Here is an 18,535-nt window from a genome sequence, read left to right as displayed (position 1 = left end):
TCTGAGTGTTACGAATTGCCGCCTTACAGGATCAGACAAGTATATGAAGTGAGTACTGCTTGGGTGTAACAAGCTTCACACATGCTTGACTATTTTTTCGACAAGGACAACTCGATGTTCGGTTTCATCCTGCGTCGCATTCTTGCCGTCATTCCGGTGATGGCAATCGTAGCGATCTTTGTTTTCCTGCTTTTGCGCCTGACGCCGGGTGATCCGGCTGCGATCATTGCAGGTGATGCTGCAACGAGCGAACAGCTTGACCGCATTCGTGAATCGCTGGGACTTAACCTCCCGCTTCACATCCAGTTCATCACATGGCTGGGCCATCTGCTTCAGGGTGATCTTGGTACATCACTGATCTCGGGAACTTCGGTTACGGCGATGATCGGGCAGCGCATCTGGCCTACCCTGAATATCGCGCTTCTGACGATTGTTCTGTCGGTTGTCATCGCTGTTCCGCTCGGCATTCTTGCGGCATGGCGTCATCGCAGCTGGATCGATTATGGGGTTATGACGCTATCGGTTATGGGTTTTTCCATACCGGTTTTTGTAATTGGCTATCTCTTCATCCAGTTCTTTTCCATCGACCTGCGCTGGTTCCCAGTTCAGGGATATACGGCACCGTCCGAAAACTTCGGCAAGTTTCTGTCACGCGCAGCACTGCCCTGTTTCACGCTTGCCGTCATTTATGTGGCGCTGATTGCCCGCATGACACGCGCATCAATGCTCGAAGTGCTTGGTGAAGACTATATTCGCACGGCACGCGCCAAAGGTGTGCGCGAGAATGTTGTACTTTTTCACCATGCGCTGCGCAATGCAGCAGTTCCAATCCTGACTGTGATCGGAACCGGCTTCGCTTTGCTTATTGGCGGCGTGGTGGTGACGGAGAGCGTCTTCAACATTCCGGGTATCGGACGCCTGACAGTAGATGCAGTTCTTGCGCGCGACTATCCCGTTATTCAGGGCATGATCCTGCTCACCAGTGCGCTTTACGTGTTCGTCAATCTGCTGATTGACCTCTCATACACTCTCTTCGACCCAAGGATTCGTTACTGATGACAGCCTCACATCGCCCGGCAGCACGCCTGCAATGGCTGCTCAATTCCTTATCCTTTTCCAAGGCCACGCGGCTCGGAATCGGCCCGGTGGTCGCGGCCATCGTCCTCATTGCCATCGTTGCAATGACACTGATTTCGCCATGGATTGTTCCGCATGATCCAATGAGCATGGATGCGCTGCAACGCCTCAAGCCCCCTTCGGATACTTATCCATTGGGTACAGACGGCTATGGTCGTGATCTCTTGTCACGTGTACTGATGGGCGGACAGGTTTCACTGCTCATCGGTATAGGGGCTGCCATTGTCAGCGTGTTGCTCGGCTTGTTTATTGGCCTGATTGCCGGGTTCTTCCGCTTTGCGGATGCAATCATCATGCGCATCATGGACAGCCTTATGGCAATCCCATCAATCCTGCTCGCCATCGCACTTATTGCACTCAACGGCCCAAGCATTTGGTCTGTTCTCGCAGCTATCACCATCCCGGAAATTCCGCGCGTGGTACGCCTGGTGCGTTCGATTGTGCTTTCAGCACGTGAAGAGCCTTATATTGAGGCAGCGCTTTCGCTTGGTTCTTCGACACCAAAGATAATCTGGCAGCATCTGATGCCAAACACTTTGGCACCGCTAACAGTGCAAGCCACCTATGTCTGCGCATCTGCAATCCTGACCGAAGCAATTCTGTCCTTCCTTGGTGCGGGTGTTTCGACCGAAATTCCGACATGGGGTAATATCATGGCAGAGGGAAGGCTCTATTTCCAGCTCAAGCCGTCGCTGATCTTTTGGCCGGGTCTGCTGCTGTCACTGTGCATCCTTTCCATCAACCTTCTGGGCGATACGGCGCGCGATCTGCTCGATCCACGCCTGAAGAAACGCGAGGGCTGATCATGATTTTCAAGAACCGCAATTTTGAAAATGAGCCGACAGTGCTCAAAATATCCGACCTGACCGTCAGGCTTGCAGGCAATACCAATGCGGCACCAGTTCTCAATGGTATTTCGCTTAAAATCCGCAAAGGCGAGACGGTCTGTCTTGTCGGTGAAAGTGGCTCAGGCAAGTCTGTGACCTCACTTTCGATCATGGGGCTTTTGCCAAAAGGTGCGCTTGAACCTGCTGGCGGGCGCATTGATCTGGAAGGCAAAAACCTTCTCGATCTTGGACCGCAGGCAATGCGTGCCATTCGTGCACGAAAAATATCCATGATCTTTCAGGAACCGATGACAGCACTTAATCCAGTGTTGCGCGTTGGCGAACAGATCGAAGAAGTGCTGCGGACGCATTTAAATTTGTCTGCGAACCAACGAAAAACTCGCGTTCTCGATATTATGGAGCAGGTACATCTGCCGGATATTGATCGCGTCTATCGTTCTTATCCGCATCAGCTTTCAGGTGGTCAACGTCAGCGGATCATGATTGCCATGGCTCTGGTTCTTGAACCACAATTGCTGATTGCCGATGAACCGACGACTGCACTCGATGTCACCACACAAAAGCAAATCCTCAGCCTGATTTCCGAATTGCAGGAGAAGCACGGAACGGCTGTGCTTTTCATCACGCATGACATGGGGGTTGTCGCAGAAATCGCCGACACTGTGCATGTGATGAAACATGGCAGCGTCGTCGAGCATGCGCCCGTTGAAACGCTTCTGCGTGCGCCACAGGAAGACTATACCAAGAAGCTGCTGCAATCGGTACCAAGTCTGACGCCGCGTGCGGCCCGCGACGAGGCTTCCGAAAAAATGGCGCTTCGCGTCAATGATCTTCAAAAGAGCTATGGAACGCATTCCGTCTTCAAAAAGGGCGATCAAACCTTTGCTGCAAGCGATGTGAATTTCACGATCAAACGCGGTCGAACGCTCGGGATTGTTGGCGAAAGCGGCTCGGGAAAATCGACTGTGGCGCGTTGCGTCATGCGGCTGATTGAGCCGACATCTGGTGAGATTAAGGTAGCGGAATTTGATATTGCGCAACTCTCACAGCGTCAGCTTAAACCCCACCGTAAACATATCCAGATCATCTTTCAGGATCCGTTTCGTTCGCTTAATCCACGCTGGACAATTGGCAGGAGTCTGATTGAAGGCCCGGTCAATATGGGCGTGGACAAGCGTAAGGCAACTGCGCGTGCCGCAGAGCTTCTGCAATTGGTCGGATTGCCGGAAGATGCCATCAATCGCTATCCGCATCAGTTCTCCGGCGGACAGCGTCAGCGTGTTGCTATTGCCCGCGCCGTTGCCATGGAACCTGAAGTTCTGGTCGCCGATGAAGCAGTTTCAGCGCTCGACGTTTCGGTTCAAGCGCAGGTGCTGCAACTGCTTGACGAATTACAGGAAAAACTCGGCATTGCCATTCTTTTCATCACCCATGATCTGCGCGTCGCAGCTCAGATTTGCGACGATGTACTGGTGATGCAACATGGACGCATCGTCGAATACGACACCGCATTCAATGTGCTTTCCGAGCCAAAACATGCCTATACGCGCAGCCTTATTGATGCGGCTCCCGGCAGAGAATGGGATTTCGCCCAGTTCCGGGAACTCCACAATGCCTGAACCGGCATCCTGCGAACCGGATTTCTACATTCACTTATTATGGACCGATCTCAATCATGACTAAACTTAATGCTCTCAATGTCCAAGAAATGGTCGACGGCTATCAAGCTGGCACTTTTTCTCCGGTGGATGTTACCCGAGACGTTCTTGAACACATTGAGCGTCGCGAACCGCAACTCAATGCGATGTGGTTTGTTGATGCCGAAGGCGCAATGGAATCCGCACGCGCTTCTGAAGCACGCTGGCAAGCCGGAGAGCCGATCCGTTTGAGGGGCGTGTCGTTAGACGGCATTCCTGTAACGCTTAAGGAAAATATCGCGACAAAGGGCGTGCCAATGCCGCTTGGCACCGCGTCCGGTGATATGACACCTAAGACTGCGGATTCACCGCCGGCTGCTCGTCTGCGTGAAGCAGGGGCGGTCTTTCTCGGACGAACGACAATGCCAGATTTCGGGATGGCGTCATCGGGGACATCAAGTTTTCACAAGCTTGCCCGCAATCCGTGGAATCTGGAAAAAAATCCGGGCGGATCGAGTGCAGGTGCTGCAGCAGCCGGAGCCGCTGGCTATGGCCCCATCCATCTTGGCACGGATATCGGTGGGTCCGTTCGTCTACCAGCCGCATGGTGTGGTTTGGTCGGACATAAGCCCAGCCTGGGGCGTATACCTATCGAACCACCATTTATGGGACGTGCTGCAGGACCGATGACGCGTAGTGTGAGGGACGCTGCCATTGCAATGGCGGTTCTTTCACAACCGGATTGTCGCGATCATATGAGCCTTCCTGACGCTGAGATTGACTGGCTCAATCTGGAACGTGACGTTCGTGGTCTTAAAATCGGCTTGCTGCTCGATCCGGGCTGCGGGATGCCTGTCGATCCGCAGGTAACAGAGGCCGTGCAGGCTGCTGCTAAGGTTTTTGAAAATGCGGGAGCACATGTCGAACTGCTTAAACCGTGGATGACACCTGAAATGCTTCATGGCCTCGATCATTTCTGGCGCACAAGGTCCGGTCTGGACGTGCAGGCCCTGCCTGCGCATACGCGAGAGAAAATTCTGCCGATAATGCGCGAATGGGCTGAATCTGGCCTCGGAAAGTCAGGCGAAGAAGTATTTCATAATTATCTGATGACACTGGAGATCCGCTCTAAAACAGTGTCAGCGACAGCCGGATATGACTTCATTCTGACGCCGATTTCACCCAATGTCAGCTTTCCCGCGGAATGGACTTATCCGAACGGCAATACTGTAGAGGGTGCGCAATCACACATTAATTTTACACTGCTTTTCAACATGAGCGAACAGCCAGCCATTTCGGTCAATTGCGGCTATGACAGCGCGGGTGTGCCGATTGGACTGCAGATAGCCGGTCGTCGTTTCGATGATCTCGGCGTGTTGCAAATGGCGCATGCGTGGGAAGAAATGCGCGGCGCGCAACGCGCTTGGCCTTTCTAAAACAGAGATCCGATCGGACAGTGATGATAAGTCTCTGCCCGCCTTCTCGTACCCCTTGTCGAAAGTCAGAACTGATACATATCCATTCTTATCTTGTTGATCAGGGAGATAGCGAATGGGTGAGGCAGGTATTGGCTGGATTGCAGCAATCATCATTGGGGGACTAGCAGGCTGGATCGCGTCGAATTTCATGAATAGCAATACCGGCATATTCATGAATATAATTCTGGGTATCATCGGCGCAGCTATCGCCAGCTTTATTTTCAGCTTCCTCGGTGTGTCGTTCGGTGGCTGGCTTGGCTATCTGATTGCAGGCTTTATCGGAGCCTGCATATTGATCTGGGTCGGTCGGGCAATCAGTTGAAGCTCAAATCATAAAAGGAATAGCCCCGCACTGCGGGGCTTTTCTTTATCGCTAATTTAAATGCATTTTAAATTGAAACACCCTACTTGTTGAAGCTATTAAAGGTAACGCTGAAAGTCGCGGGGTGGTGGGGTGATAAGAATATTGTTTCTTCTACTGGGTCGCGAGATTATTCAGCGGCACTGGAGAACCTTGCTGGCGATTTCCATTCTCTGGATAATCGGCGGCAGCCTGATCGTCATAGATGCACTGGACGGCAAGACAGTTCTACCTGCCCGCGTGTTTGGTTATTTCCTGCTCCCGGAAGCTGCCTTATGCCTTTTTGCAGCCATTGCGAGCTCTGGAACTGCGCGAAGAATGCGCCTGGTACAAGGTATAGCCCTGCTCGGCGTAAGCATACTGATCATAAGCTCGACACCAGCCAGCAATTTTACACTGGCGATGCTTTTCGGGCTTTGCTTCCTCATTGACGGTGTCGTGCGTATCGCAAGCGCATGGGTGGTTCGCTATCCGCGCTGGCGCGTGGGATTGACCGGCGGTATCGTTGAAGTCCTGATTGCTATTGGCACACTGCAACCATGGCCAACATGGTACGAAGGAACCGTCGGCGTTAATGTCGGCGCCGTGCTTATTCTCACTGGTATCGGTTTGCTTAGCATAGCGTTTCGTATCAAGCGCATGGAAGCCGACGCATCGCTGACCAGTATCCTTAGCAGAAACCCTTTTAATTATCGTGCAGCACAGCTTCATCAAAAGCGCAGTGCCCGAAACCGCAAAAAGCTGGTTGTTCACGTCTGGACGCCAACCGGAACTGCGATGACATCGCTTCGGCAACGAGCGATCAACCGCTATATTGCAGCTGTCGACAGCAATGGTGTCATTTCGACAGGACATGCAGCGCTGGAAATGGAACCGGATCTCTATATCAGCCATTATCCGGCTGCTGAAATCGACCGCAACCCGGATGAATTCAGCCGTACCCTGCGTGCAACCGCAGACAACAATGTTCCCGGACGTTTTTTACCAAGCTACGAATTTGAATCCGGTGACTGGTGTTCATCCACCGTACAGGTGGAAATCAACAATATAGATGCCGCACGCCTACGCCGGTTCTGGAAACATTATCGCGCAAACGACACTTACAATCTGACAAACAGAAACTGTTCAAGCGCTGTTGCCGATGCTCTCGACGCCGCCCTTGAAGGCGTTTATCGCGACCACAGATGGCCCGTTTTCCGTGCTTTGCAAGCACTCGTATTTCCTGAGCTATGGGCCGCAGGCCTTATGCGCAAACGCGCAGAATCCATGGCATGGACGCCGGGACTAGTGCTTGATTATGCGCGCGCCTTGTCAGCACTGGTCGATCATTCCGGCCGTCCTCCGACAAAGCAAAGCTTTCACCTTGTGAAGAAATATTCGCCTCGTAAGTCAAAAGCCCCATAAGTTAAAACGTCCAACGAGGGCGTTTTAACTTGATTATTATACTCATGTTAAATAAGGTTTACTGATCGATCATACAATCAGATGGATCAGGTAGACGTGCATTTTACACCTCATATCCGGGTTTTCCCTTTGCGCAGCATAGCAAAAACTGTGCTCGTGCTGATGCTAATTTGCATTGCACCACAAGCGGCCTTTGCCGAGAACAAAGAGGCCAAACGCATTGTCTCCCTTGGCCCTGACGTCACTGAAATAATATTTGCACTCGGCGCAGGCGATAAGGTTGTAGCGGTTGATCGAAGCAGCAAATATCCCGCGCAGACATCCAGTAAGGCTAATGTCGGCTATCGCCGCAGTCTTTCGCCAGAAGGAATCCTCACACTCGACACCGATCTGATTATCGCATCCGAAGATATTGGACCACCGGAAACGACAGATGTGCTGAACCAGTCAGCACTCGAAATTCTCTATGTCCCGGTCGATAACAGTCGCGAGGGTCTAATCAAAAAGATCGGGCTGATTGCGAAGCGGCTCAATCGCGAACACCAAGGCGAGCTACTTACCCGCAAAGTGGTTGAAGATTTCGATGCTGCAACAGCCTATGCCAAAAAGGTTTCGGCTGGAAAGCAAAAGCGGGTCGTCTTTTTCCACGGTCTGGCCAGGCTGAGCGGTGCGGGAAGCGAAACTGCGGCAGATGCATTCATCCGCTATGCCGGCGGGATCAATCCGCTATCAGTCTATTCCGGTTATAAACCCGTGTCCGAGGAATGGTTGGTCAAGGCAGAACCAGATGTGGTGTTGATGCTCTCAGATGGCAATGGCGGCCCCACACGCGAGGATGTGTTTTCCCAAAAAGCGCTGCAAGAAACACCAGCAGCGCGCAGTCAATCGCTGGTTGTGCTAGAGGGCCCATATATGCTTGGCTTCGGACCACGAACAGCGCAAGCCGTGCGAAAATTAGCGGCAGCTCTTTACGAATAGAAAAAAAGCCCCTCCACTGGAGGGGCTTTCTGTTTTTTACAATGCGATAAGATTAAGCGAAATCTTCTGGCAGAAGTTCCGTTGGGAAGTTCTGATAAGAAACTGGACGCAGGAAACGGCGGATCGACATTGTGCCAACGCTAGTTGCTCCAAAGTTCGTCGATGCCGGATATGGTCCGCCGTGAACCATTGAATCAACCACTTCAACGCCAGTGGGGAAACCATTGACGAGAACACGACCAGCCTTACGTTCAAGCACAGGCAGAAGTTTCTGTGCCTCACCTATGTCGCCTGCATCCATGTGAATGGTTGCTGTCAGCTGACCTTCAAAGCCACGCGCAAGCTTTTCCATTTCATTGACGGAACCAACGCGAATGACCAGTCCGAGAGGACCAAATACTTCTTCACCAAGCGCATGGTCGGACAGGAAGCGCTCACCAGTTGTTTCAAACAGATTTGGTGAAACCTGACGACCCGACGACTCGGTTTCATAAAGCGGCTTCACAGCATTGCGCGTTTCAAAACGCTCTTTGCCTTCGTGGTATGCCTGCGCAATGCCATCAGTCAGCATGGTCTGCGGAGCAACTTTTTTGAGACCTTCAACAGCAGCTTCTGTGAAGGTGTCGGCATCAGCACCGTCGAGAACAACAGCAATACCTGGATTGGTGCAGAACTGGCCAGCGCCCATAGTGAGCGACCCAGCCCAACCCTGTCCGAGCGTTTCGGCCCGCGCCTTCATTGCTTCTGGCAGCAGAAACATCGGATTGACCGAACCAAGCTCACCGAAGAACGGGATTGGTTCTGGACGTGCTGCGCAAAGGTCGAACAATGCACGGCCACCAGCCAGCGAACCCGTGAAGCCAACAGCCTTGATGTTTGGATTCTGAACCAGCGCATGACCGACATCGCGGCGTCCGCCCTGAATGAGCGAGAACACACCCGGATGAACGCCAGTCCTCTTGATCGCGGCTTCAATAGCCTGCGCTACGATTTCGCCCGTTCCAGGATGTGCAGAATGGCCCTTCACGACGACAGGGCAACCAGCAGCCAGTGCTGCCGCAGTGTCACCACCGGCGGTCGAAAATGCCATCGGGAAGTTGGATGCACCGAAAACCGCGACAGGACCAATTGGACGCTGAACAAGGCGGATTTCCGGGCGCGGCGCTGGCTGACGATCAGGAAGTGCTGCATCAAAACGGCGATCAAGATAATCGCCCTTTTCGATATGGTCAGCAAACAAGCGCAGCTGGCCGGTGGTACGACCAGTTTCACCCTGAAGACGCGCTTCCGGCAAGCCGGTTTCCTGCGAACCAATTACGATAATGTCTGCAATGCGTGCTTCGATTTCGTCGGCGATTGCGCGCAGGAATGTAGCGCGCTCGGCGCGGGTCGAATAGCCATAAGACCAGAACGCATCTTCCGCAGCTTCACAAGCGCGGTTCACCAGATCAACTGTACCGACTGCGAACGAATGCGCTGGCCCACTTGCTGGTGAAGATTCAAAGGTCCCGGCTCCATCAAGCCATTCGCCAGCAACAAAGTGTTTCCCTTTGGGCGTAAATGCCATTCGTCCATCCTCCTGTAGAAATCAACGCACAATTAAGCCAGTATCTCACTGAATCTAAATTGTACTTGTCTAATGATTGTATACCCTGTTTGTTTGTATACAGTGTGTGCGCAGATATCAATTGCCTGCAGGACATTCCATGCAGGTTTAGCCATGAAAGATGCATGATGAGCGAGACCACCATCCTGAGCATTGCCACGCTTCACGACCGCGTAGAGGCGATTTTTCGTAAAGCAGGGCTGAACGCTATACAGGCTGCCGCTGTCACGCGTGTTATTATTGCAGGTGAACGCGATCACTGCAAATCTCACGGCATATATCGTATCGAGGGTGCGCTTCGCACAGTCAAGGCCGGGAAGGTAAAAGCAGCCGCGATTCCCGAAATCGTGGCCGATGAAGCTTCAAGCATCGTGCGCGTGAATGCCAATTTCGGCTTCGCCAATGCCGCATTCGAAGTGGGCGTGCCCGTTCTCGCGGAGCGTGCACGGAAAAACGGCGTTGCGGCACTTGTCATCAATGACTGCACACATTTTTCCGCCCTCTGGCCAGAAGTTGAAGCGCTGACATCAGAAGGTTTGGCAGCGCTTGTCATGTGCCCGAGCTACGCAACCGTTGCACCCACCGGCGGCAACAAGCCCTTGCTTGGAACCAATCCTTTTGCGTTCGGCTGGCCGCGCAAGGAAACCTCGCCTTACGTCTTCGACTTTGCGACCTCTGTTGCGGCGCGTGGCGAGATCGAACTTCATCGTCGCGCCGGCAAACAATTGCCGGAAGGCTGGGCGCTGGATGCGGAAGGCAACCCAACAACTGATCCTGAAACAGCGCTTGCTGGTGCGATGCTACCTTTCGGCGAGCACAAGGGTTCAGCCATCAGCACCATGGTCGAATTGCTTGCTGCCATCATGATCGGCGATCTGACCAGCCCGGAAGTGCTTGATTTCCTTGGCACGACAACTCTGTCGCCAGTGCATGGGGAACTGATCATTGCGTTCTCGCCGGAAGCTTTTGCCAAAGGTCGTCCCGGTGATCCGTTTGCGCGAGCCGAAAGCCTGTTCGATGCGATTGTCGGCCAAGGCGCACGCCTGCCTTCGCAGCGTCGCTTCAAGGCACGCGCCGAATCTGAAAGCGAAGGTATCAAGCTCACCAAAGCGGAAATTGATCAGCTCGATCTGCTGCTGGAAAAAGGCCTCGAAGCCATCAACTAAAAACAAAAAAGCCCTCCAAACGGAGGGCTTTTTCAATCCATGGCTATATTCAAGCTTTGTATGTCTGAACCGCGCCGGGAAGCTTGCTCCACTCGGCATACCAGCTGTTGAACAGCTTGAACTGCGCTTCGACATAACCGCGCTGGCTATCGGAAAGAGCGTCACTTGCATTGAAGTGCAGCGTGTATTCCTTGTCACCCTTCAGAACCATCATGTGCTTGAAGTAAAGCACGAGATCTGGACCTTCATCGAAAGAAGACAGAACAGCAAGCGCTTGTTCGAGTTCAAGCGCACGCTGACGCGCGTCGGCATCTCCTTTTGCTGCAGCCTGCGAAAGCTTGCACATCTGGATGACTTCCTTCGGCAGAACGTTGCCGATGCCGGTAATAGCACCTGTTGCGCCGCAGTTCACAAATCCATGGAACACAGCCGTATCAACACCGATCATCAGCGTGACATCGTCATCACGGCTGGTGATGTTTTCGGCTGCGTAACGCATGTCTGCGGGGCCGCCGAACTCTTTGAAGCCAACGAGGTTCGGATGCTCCGCACGCAACGCGAAGAACAGATCAGCACGCGTTGCAAAGCCATAATAAGGGCTGTTGTAGATGACGGCAGGAAGATCAGGAGCAGCCGAAAGCACAGCCTTGAAGTGCTCCTTCTGCGCTGCAATCACCGAGCCACGCGACAGAACGCGCGGGATAACCATCAGGCCTTTTGCGCCCACTTTCTGCGCATGTGCAGCATGAGCCGCAGCAACAGCGGTGTTCACGGCGCCAGTACCAACGATAACCGGAATGCCAGCAGCGGTCAGGCGAGCAACGCCTTCCATACGCTGCTCGTCGGTCAGCAGAGGCCAGTCGCCCATCGAACCGCAATAAACGACAGCCGACATACCAGCGTCGATCAGTTCCTGCCCCTTGCGCACCAGCGCATCGAAATCAGGCGTGCGGTCGTCCTTGCACGGGGTCATCAGAGCCGGAATCACGCCGGAAAAAATATTGGCAGCCATCGAAAACTCCTCTCAGAGCATTGCCATCGAACTACGGTGCAGTTTCACAAGAGACAATGCAACAAACAAAACCAAAGCGATTGGACTGTCATGGGTCTGGCCATTTTCAGTTCACCGCAACTGATATATCAGCCTGTATTTTATTTGTCGACAGAAATTACACGGTACTAAAGGTTTATTTTAAGACGGTCATCGCGCATCACCAGTTTCTGCACCTGACGCACGATCTGCTCTGCATGTTCATGCGCCAGCTGTTCGGCAAGCTTCATGTCGCGTGCAGCGATTGCAGCGATCATTTCTTCATGCTCTTCGACAAAACGCCTTGGCAGGCGATCATTATAGGACTGATAATAAAGCCGCAGAATACGCCGCCCCTCATCCAGCAATCGTTTAAAAAGACTGGTGAAATATGGATTTCGCCCTGCCTCTGCGATTGCAAGATGCAGCGCTGCGTTGGTCGCGATCATCCCAAGTGCGTTCTGTGCTTCAACAGCGGCGGTAAACTCTGTCTGATAAGACGCGATAATGTCCAGATCTTCCTGCCGATGGTTTTTGGCGGCAAGCTGAGTTGTGGCGCGATACATCAATGTCAGCGCGTCGAAGTATGTATGCATGTTAAGGAAGTCGATATTCGACACCATCGTCGAGCGGTTGGGCAGCGTATCAATAAGCCCCTCACCCGCAAGCCGCACCAAAGCCTCACGTATCGGCGTACGGGACATTTTAAACCGCTCCGCAAGCTGCACCTCATCGATCGGGCTACCAGGAGGCAGCACCAGATCGAGGATTTCATCGCGCAGCAGATCATAGACCATTTTCCCGCCGGAACCGCGTTTGCGTTCAGGGATGGCGTTATTATCGCTTTCCGTCATCGTTAACTTCCTTAAGCAAAAATCAGACGAACGGTTCCGTTGGTCCTTTTGCAGGCTGCGTAAACCACTCTGCGCCCTCGGTGCTCATGTAAATATGATCTTCCAAGCGCACACCAAACTGCCCCGGCACGACGATCATCGGTTCATTCGAGAAGCACATGCCCGCTTCGAGCGGCAGCTGATTGCCACGAACGATATAAGGCGCTTCATGGATTTCCAGTCCCAAACCATGACCCGCGCGATGCGGAAGCCCGGGAAGCTGATAATCCGGCCCCAAGCCATGCTTTACCAGCACCGCACGCGCTGCGTCATCAAGGCTGGAACAGGCAGCACCGATTTTTGCCGCATCAAAAACCGCTTGTTGTGCCTGCCGCTCAATCGCCCATATACGCTCAAAATCAGCTGTAGGCTCATCAAGCATATAGGTGCGGGTCAGGTCCGAATGATAGCCATCAATCCGGCAACCTGTATCAACAAGAATAACATCGCCATTTTTATAGAACTGCTCGCCATCGGCACCATGCGGCAAAGAGGTCGCCTCGCCAAAGGAGACGATGCAAAAGGTTGAGCCCCTTGCGCCCATTTCGCGATGCTGCTCATCGATGAAGCGCACGACATCGGATGCAGCAACGCCGGGACGAATGAATTGATGCGCACGGCGATGCACTTCAAGCGTCAAGCCCATCGCATATTTGATAATATCGATTTCGGTTTGTGATTTTTGGATACGCTGTTCTCGAATGATTGGGCCAGCGTCGACAAGGCGGTCAGCGCCAACTTGCTCACGCAACGCATTATAGACAGAGAGCGGAACGGCATTGTCGACGGCGAGCGTTTCGCCCGCCTTCAAAAGTGAAGCGACGAGCACGGCGCTGTTTTCTTCTTCCTGCCAGATGCGGATTTCACCCGGCAAGTGCGGGAGGCTTTCCACGCGGCTCAGCTCAAAACCGGGAACAATATAGATAATGTCGGTCTGCGTGATCACAGCACCCAGCAGGCGTTCGCTCGAATGCCAGACAAGGCCAGTGTAATAAAGCAGGCTCTCAGTCGACCCAAGCAGCAAGGCACCGATGTTTTTTTCGCTTAAATTGCGGCGCAGAACGTTGATACGCTCAAGCCGCTCATCATTGGAAATGCAAGGTGGTTGAGTTGTAAGAGACATTGCTTATTCCTTTCAGCCTGCCACGGACTCGATGGTATGATGAAAGGATAAATCTCTGTACGCAATTTGTCGACAGATTAGATTTTGACTAAACCTGTTCTTTTAAGGACTCCCATCAAAAGCAAAGGCAGCAAAGTCGTGAGCAGGATCGCGATGAAGGCCATGGCCATGCCAAGGCCAATTGATCCCTGTTCAAACTGTCGCCAGATAAAGATCGATATGGTCTGCATACCGACAGGGGCAACCAGAATGGAAGCAACAAGCTCACGCGTCGCCACCGCAAATACCAACAGCATTGCAGTAACCAGGCTTGGCGCGATCAGCGGTAGCATGATGCGGCGGAAAGTTGTAAAACTACCAGCGCCACAAACACGCGCAGCGGCTTCGAGGTTGTCTCCGATCTGATGAAACGCTGCGGTCGCATAGCGGATTGGCTGCGGCAGCAGAATGCAGCAATATGCAAGTAGTAGGATCAGCGGTGTATTATAAGGTGAAATCAGGAGCGATGGCTGGTTCCATGCAAGGATAAGGCCGACTGCAACCACGACACCCGGCAGCGAATTTGGCAACACCGTCAGAACATCAAGCCAGAAACGCCCACGGAAACGCATTTTCACAACTGCATAGGCAGCTATCGCTCCAAGCGACCCTGTCAGAAGCGCACTAGCGACACCCAAAGAAAGGCTATTCGTGAGCGCGCGCATAGCCCCTGCACTATTATCCGCAATATCTGCAAAATTATCAAAGCCGAGATTGGATAGTGTAAGTCCACCGGAAATTGTCTTCGACATCGCCGTCGCAAGAATTGCGAGAAGCGGAACGCCAGTCGCCGTAAAAGCGACCACACCAAACAGGATGACAACGGGAACCTTGAACGCACCAAGCTCGCGCTTGTCCTTGTTCTGTGGCTTACCGCCCGTCGTGACATAGGAACGGCGCGTCAGAATCCAGCGCTGGAACATGAATGCCGCAAGCGACAAACAAACTAGTGCCAGCGAGAAAACCGCAGCACCGGAAAGATCAATCGGCCAGTCGGATATGCGCATATCTATTTCTGTGACCAGCACTTCAAAGCCCGAGCGGCTGCCAAGAGCTGCAGGCGTTCCATATTCTTCGATTGCCGAAGCGAATACGAGAAGCAGACTTGCCGCAAGTCCCGGCGTTGCCAGTGGCAAGGTTATGCGGAAAAACGAACGCCAAGGCGACGCACCAAAAACGCGGCCCACATCAGAATAACGTGCGCCAACGGCTTCAATCGTCCGCGACACGGCGAAATACACCAGCGGAAACGTGTTGAGTGCCATTACGAATGTCATGCCAGCCAACGAAAATAGGAATGGCGCTAGGTTAAAACCGGCAAGCTGATCGAGATAACCGCGCGGCTGCAACGTCATGATCCAGCCAAGCGTCGCAATATAGGGCGGGATCATGAAGGGCACGAGCATCAGCACGTCCCAGACCAGCGCAAGAGGCACTTTGTAGAGTGCTCGAAAAACCGCGAGAGGTACAGCAATAATCGCCGATAACACCACGACGCTGACACCAAGCAGAATTGTGTTGCCGGTCATACGCAGCAGTCTTGGATCTTCAAACAAGGCTGGCAGATGCACAAAAGGCGCGCTGAACACGCCCTGCCCGATCCGCGGAAAAATAGCCTGTAAGACAATGAAAATAAACGGAACCGCGACGACAATGGCAAGGCCGATGATGGCCACAAGCCCAAGCGGATTTGCAGCGGTAGCGGTCTTTGCACTCATAATTGCCTCTGCGGTATTCCCGCTGCCATGAACAATGACAGCAATTTAAAAATCACCAAATGAAATGGCTCTCCTCGATTTGAAGAGAGCCATCCGGGTTTTACTTTTTCACGCCAAAAATCGCGTTGAATTCCTTCAGCGTTTCATTGCGTTTGCCATAAACAGCTGCTGCGTCGATCTTGAGAATCTTCAGATCATTAATCAGTGGACGGTTAGCCGCAACGTCAGAACGTGCAGGCATCAGGTAAGTGTCAGCAACCATCTTCTGACCTTCATCCGAAAGCATGTAGTCGATGAACTGCTTGGCTTCGTCCTGATTTTTCGACCAGTTGAGGATCATCGCAGGACGTGGTGCAATTACCGTACCCGATGCTGGAAAGATAACATCAATAGCTTCGCCCTTGGCTTTGCCAGCAAGCGAAATGTAATCGACAGCGCCAAAGACCGCTGCTTTTGCGCCCTGAAGCACAGGGTTCAGCGCTTCTGCATTGGCACCGGCTGCAACTGCACCATTTGCCTGCAGGTTCTTGAACAGGTCCCAGCCCTGTGTTTCCGAAAGTGCGGCAACGAGTTCAAATGTTGCACCCGACTGCGATGGATCTGGAAGGTTCACCAGATCCTTATATTCTGGCTTGGCCAGATCGGCCCATTCGGTTGGCTTTGGCGTCTTGCTGTTTGGGTTCCATGCAATACCAAGCGCCGACACACCCTGTGCAACAGCGGTTTCAGTCTTGAGGAAATCAGGCACGGTTTCGGCATTTGGGCTGGTATAAGCAACGAGCCAGTCGCGCTTGGCAAAATCGGTTGCTGTATCCCACGAAGCCGAAATCAGAACATCTACGACAGGATTGCCAGCTTCGGCCTCAATGCGAGCCATGACCTTGCCGGTCGTTGCCTGAAAGACATTGACCTTGGTGCCGGTCTTGGCTGTGAAGCCAGCGGCAAGGCCTTCAATCAGCTTGCCCGGACCAGCCGAGTAAACTGTGATGTCGGCAAAAGCGGTCGTGCTTGCGAGCAGAGCTGCGGCGAAAGCCATGCCTGCGCCGATAAGGGACTTTTTCATTAATCTCTCCTGAGATGTGCCTGAGATGAAAGAGTTATTAGGCGAACCAGCGAAGCTGTTCCGCATCGATTGCAATGCCCACCGGAACACCCGGGGAATGACGAGCGCCATCGAGATAGGTCAGTTCGTGACCTTCATGCTGCGAACCGATGCGGACTGTTGTGAGATGTCCATCACCGCGGAACTGCGTGCGCAGAACAGTGGCAGGAATAGAGGCGTCGCTCATTTCGACACTGCGAACCGAGCGTGACGGCACCAGCACATGTGTCGCCTTCGCGGGCGCGACATGGTGCGACAGGTGGATTTCCGTTTGCGTTATGCGATAGCCAGCATTTGCACGCTCAACCGGCATCACACAGCCAAGCCGCAGAAAATCCGCAACGGCTGGCGTAGACGGCTGCGCAACAAGCATTTCGGGCGCTGCAAGCTGTTCGATGACGCCAGCCCGCATGATCGCAACCTGATGCGCAAGTGAGAAAGCCTCGCTCTGATCATGGGTCACATAGATTGCGGTGAGACCAAGATTAGCGACGAGCTGACCAATTTCGGTGACCATGTTCTCGCGCAATTCGCGATCAAGATTAGAGAGCGGCTCATCGAAAAGCACAAGTCCGGGTTCGGCAACGATCGCGCGTGCGATCGCCACCCGCTGTTGCTGACCGCCAGACATATCGCTGATCGAGCGATCGCCGAAGCCAGTGAGACCGACGCGTTCCAGCGCCGATTTTACACGGCTTTCGCGCTCGGCACGTCCGATGCCCCGCATCTCCAGCGGAAATGAAACATTGCCATAAACCGTCATATGCGGCCAAAGCGCATAATCCTGAAACACCATGCCAAGATGACGCTTTTCCGGCGGCGAAAACTTGCCCGTGGTAGCATCAGCAACTTTTACACCATTGATCGTGACCGATCCTGACGTGGGCGCCAAAAGACCTGCCACCAGCCGCAACAATGTTGTCTTGCCGCAGCCTGAAGGACCCAGCAGCGCAAGTGTCTGACCTTTGGTGAGATCCAGATCGATATTTTTAAGGATCTTACTTGCACCATAGGCAAGGCTTAGACCTTCTGTCTGAACAGCAAAATCAGTATATATATTAGATACTTGTAACATTGCCCGCAATCTTTGATTGTTTGCGCGCTTTTATGCTTCCTCCATGACAGAGCGATGACACAAATCACAAGAGGCGGACCGCAAGTTTATGCTGCCGCTTTTCGAAAATTCCGAATCAAGAATAACCTTCAAAAAAGCGGAGTTAACGCAAATTCTATCACATAGTATAATTATGATATTTTTTGCCTAAAATCGACATCAACTTAAATATAAGGTGCGAATGCATCATTTAAAATTAATGAAAAATGAGCACAACAGGGAAATTATTTAAATATATTACATTTTTATATAAAAACACACTTATGCACATTGATTTCTAATATTAAAATTGACACACTGACAACCATAAAAAGAAAAATAATACATATACTTGTAATGCGAACAAACTTGAAAGACGGCTGAAATCAGCTTGTTTTCAGCATTCAGGAGGGACTATGTGTATTAAGTTAAGTGCGATTAAAGTCGCTGTTGCGGGAGCTTTATTTCTACCCACTATTGCCGTTGCCCAGTCACCTACAGCAAACTTCACAGTTCAGATAACGATCACTGGATCCTGTCAGGTCAATTCAGCAACCAATATGGATTTTAATAGCCACGGCGTTCTCAATACAAACTCTGATGCGAGCAGCACAGTCACTGTCCAATGCACGAACACTACGCCTTTTAATTTAGGATTGAGTGCTGGCTCTGGAGCAACTGCTACCATCGCCAATCGGCAAATGACAGGCCCGGGTGGCGCTACAATAACCTATTCGCTTTATCGAAATGCTGCACGAGATACCGTGTGGGGCGACACCACCGGCACCAATACGCTTGCAGGAACAGGAACGGGAGCCGCCCAGCAGCTAACGGTCTATGGTCGAGTGCCTCCGCAGAACACCCCGGCTCCGGGCACCTATACTGACACTGTTACTGCGACCATAACGTATTAAGCGCGAAG

General features: G+C 52.5%; 16 protein-coding genes. 9 read left to right on the top strand and 7 right to left on the bottom strand.

Going from position 1 to position 18,535, the window contains the following annotated elements:
- The first annotated feature begins 114 nt into the window (after nucleotides 1-114).
- From CEV31_RS09275 to CEV31_RS09245, 7 genes are all read left to right on the top strand, one after another.
- Entirely contained in the window at nucleotides 115-1,056 is a 942-nt protein-coding gene (locus tag CEV31_RS09275) for an ABC transporter permease (protein WP_094506823.1), read from the top strand.
- On the top strand, nucleotides 1,056-1,940 hold the full coding sequence (locus CEV31_RS09270) for an ABC transporter permease (protein WP_094506785.1): 885 nt from the start codon (nucleotides 1,056-1,058) through the stop codon (nucleotides 1,938-1,940). The genes CEV31_RS09275 and CEV31_RS09270 overlap by 1 nt, the downstream gene beginning before the upstream one ends.
- Before the next feature lie 2 nt (nucleotides 1,941-1,942).
- Nucleotides 1,943-3,604 (top strand): ABC transporter ATP-binding protein, encoded by a 1,662-nt coding sequence (locus CEV31_RS09265; protein WP_094506784.1) that lies wholly within the window; start codon nucleotides 1,943-1,945, stop codon nucleotides 3,602-3,604.
- A 56-nt stretch (nucleotides 3,605-3,660) separates the two neighbouring features.
- Entirely contained in the window at nucleotides 3,661-5,058 is a 1,398-nt protein-coding gene (locus CEV31_RS09260; protein WP_094506783.1) for an amidase, read from the top strand.
- A gap of 115 nt (nucleotides 5,059-5,173) precedes the next feature.
- A complete protein-coding gene (locus tag CEV31_RS09255) occupies nucleotides 5,174-5,422 on the top strand; it encodes a GlsB/YeaQ/YmgE family stress response membrane protein (protein ID WP_094506782.1) in 249 nt (82 codons plus the stop codon).
- A 144-nt stretch (nucleotides 5,423-5,566) separates the two neighbouring features.
- The gene (locus CEV31_RS09250) at nucleotides 5,567-6,865 is read left to right on the top strand and encodes an HdeD family acid-resistance protein (protein WP_235818062.1); all 1,299 of its coding nucleotides are present in this window, start codon (nucleotides 5,567-5,569) and stop codon (nucleotides 6,863-6,865) included.
- 129 nt (nucleotides 6,866-6,994) lie between these two features.
- The gene (locus CEV31_RS09245; RefSeq protein WP_235818061.1) at nucleotides 6,995-7,843 is read left to right on the top strand and encodes a heme/hemin ABC transporter substrate-binding protein; all 849 of its coding nucleotides are present in this window, start codon (nucleotides 6,995-6,997) and stop codon (nucleotides 7,841-7,843) included.
- 52 nt (nucleotides 7,844-7,895) lie between these two features.
- Here CEV31_RS09245 and CEV31_RS09240 read toward each other — a convergent pair whose 3' ends face one another.
- Entirely contained in the window at nucleotides 7,896-9,410 is a 1,515-nt protein-coding gene (locus CEV31_RS09240) for an aldehyde dehydrogenase (NADP(+)) (protein ID WP_094506780.1), read from the bottom strand.
- Nucleotides 9,411-9,577: 167 nt separating this feature from the next.
- Here CEV31_RS09240 and CEV31_RS09235 point away from each other — a divergent pair, with 167 nt between their 5' ends.
- On the top strand, nucleotides 9,578-10,615 hold the full coding sequence (locus tag CEV31_RS09235; RefSeq protein WP_094506821.1) for an Ldh family oxidoreductase: 1,038 nt from the start codon (nucleotides 9,578-9,580) through the stop codon (nucleotides 10,613-10,615).
- A 49-nt stretch (nucleotides 10,616-10,664) separates the two neighbouring features.
- Here CEV31_RS09235 and CEV31_RS09230 read toward each other — a convergent pair whose 3' ends face one another.
- The 6 genes from CEV31_RS09230 to CEV31_RS09205 form a co-directional block, all read right to left on the bottom strand.
- Nucleotides 10,665-11,627, bottom strand: a complete 963-nt coding sequence (locus CEV31_RS09230; RefSeq protein WP_094506779.1) for a dihydrodipicolinate synthase family protein — start codon at nucleotides 11,625-11,627, stop codon at nucleotides 10,665-10,667.
- A 167-nt stretch (nucleotides 11,628-11,794) separates the two neighbouring features.
- A complete protein-coding gene (locus CEV31_RS09225) occupies nucleotides 11,795-12,499 on the bottom strand; it encodes a GntR family transcriptional regulator (protein ID WP_094506778.1) in 705 nt (234 codons plus the stop codon).
- A gap of 22 nt (nucleotides 12,500-12,521) precedes the next feature.
- A complete protein-coding gene (locus tag CEV31_RS09220; RefSeq protein WP_094506777.1) occupies nucleotides 12,522-13,661 on the bottom strand; it encodes a M24 family metallopeptidase in 1,140 nt (379 codons plus the stop codon).
- A 77-nt stretch (nucleotides 13,662-13,738) separates the two neighbouring features.
- A complete protein-coding gene (locus CEV31_RS09215) occupies nucleotides 13,739-15,418 on the bottom strand; it encodes an ABC transporter permease (RefSeq protein WP_094506776.1) in 1,680 nt (559 codons plus the stop codon).
- Nucleotides 15,419-15,518: 100 nt separating this feature from the next.
- Nucleotides 15,519-16,481 (bottom strand): ABC transporter substrate-binding protein, encoded by a 963-nt coding sequence (locus CEV31_RS09210; protein WP_094506775.1) that lies wholly within the window; start codon nucleotides 16,479-16,481, stop codon nucleotides 15,519-15,521.
- 37 nt (nucleotides 16,482-16,518) lie between these two features.
- Nucleotides 16,519-17,595, bottom strand: coding sequence for an ABC transporter ATP-binding protein (locus CEV31_RS09205; protein ID WP_094506774.1), 1,077 nt, complete (start codon nucleotides 17,593-17,595; stop codon nucleotides 16,519-16,521).
- A 434-nt stretch (nucleotides 17,596-18,029) separates the two neighbouring features.
- On the opposite strand from CEV31_RS09205, the gene CEV31_RS09200 reads away from it, so the two are divergent.
- On the top strand, nucleotides 18,030-18,527 hold the full coding sequence (locus CEV31_RS09200; protein WP_094506773.1) for a Csu type fimbrial protein: 498 nt from the start codon (nucleotides 18,030-18,032) through the stop codon (nucleotides 18,525-18,527).
- The last annotated feature ends 8 nt before the right edge of the window (nucleotides 18,528-18,535 follow it).

Source organism: Brucella thiophenivorans (assembly GCF_002252445.1).
Classification (GTDB): domain Bacteria; phylum Pseudomonadota; class Alphaproteobacteria; order Rhizobiales; family Rhizobiaceae; genus Brucella; species Brucella thiophenivorans.
This window is presented reverse-complemented; position numbering and strand designations above follow the sequence as displayed.

Excerpts from the sequence above, each read along its gene's own strand:
- CEV31_RS09220 (WP_094506777.1), bottom strand. The coding sequence starts at position 13,661 with ATGTCTCTTACAACTCAACCACCTTGCATTTCCAATGATGAGCGGCTT.
- CEV31_RS09230 (WP_094506779.1), bottom strand. The coding sequence starts at position 11,627 with ATGGCTGCCAATATTTTTTCCGGCGTGATTCCGGCTCTGATGACCCCG.
- CEV31_RS09205 (WP_094506774.1), bottom strand. The coding sequence starts at position 17,595 with ATGTTACAAGTATCTAATATATATACTGATTTTGCTGTTCAGACAGAA.
- CEV31_RS09210 (WP_094506775.1), bottom strand. The coding sequence starts at position 16,481 with ATGAAAAAGTCCCTTATCGGCGCAGGCATGGCTTTCGCCGCAGCTCTG.
- CEV31_RS09275 (WP_094506823.1), top strand. The coding sequence starts at position 115 with ATGTTCGGTTTCATCCTGCGTCGCATTCTTGCCGTCATTCCGGTGATG.
- CEV31_RS09240 (WP_094506780.1), bottom strand. The coding sequence starts at position 9,410 with ATGGCATTTACGCCCAAAGGGAAACACTTTGTTGCTGGCGAATGGCTT.
- CEV31_RS09260 (WP_094506783.1), top strand. The coding sequence starts at position 3,661 with ATGACTAAACTTAATGCTCTCAATGTCCAAGAAATGGTCGACGGCTAT.
- CEV31_RS09255 (WP_094506782.1), top strand. The coding sequence starts at position 5,174 with ATGGGTGAGGCAGGTATTGGCTGGATTGCAGCAATCATCATTGGGGGA.
- CEV31_RS09200 (WP_094506773.1), top strand. The coding sequence starts at position 18,030 with ATGTGTATTAAGTTAAGTGCGATTAAAGTCGCTGTTGCGGGAGCTTTA.
- CEV31_RS09225 (WP_094506778.1), bottom strand. The coding sequence starts at position 12,499 with ATGACGGAAAGCGATAATAACGCCATCCCTGAACGCAAACGCGGTTCC.
- CEV31_RS09235 (WP_094506821.1), top strand. The coding sequence starts at position 9,578 with ATGAGCGAGACCACCATCCTGAGCATTGCCACGCTTCACGACCGCGTA.
- CEV31_RS09215 (WP_094506776.1), bottom strand. The coding sequence starts at position 15,418 with ATGAGTGCAAAGACCGCTACCGCTGCAAATCCGCTTGGGCTTGTGGCC.
- CEV31_RS09270 (WP_094506785.1), top strand. The coding sequence starts at position 1,056 with ATGACAGCCTCACATCGCCCGGCAGCACGCCTGCAATGGCTGCTCAAT.
- CEV31_RS09265 (WP_094506784.1), top strand. The coding sequence starts at position 1,943 with ATGATTTTCAAGAACCGCAATTTTGAAAATGAGCCGACAGTGCTCAAA.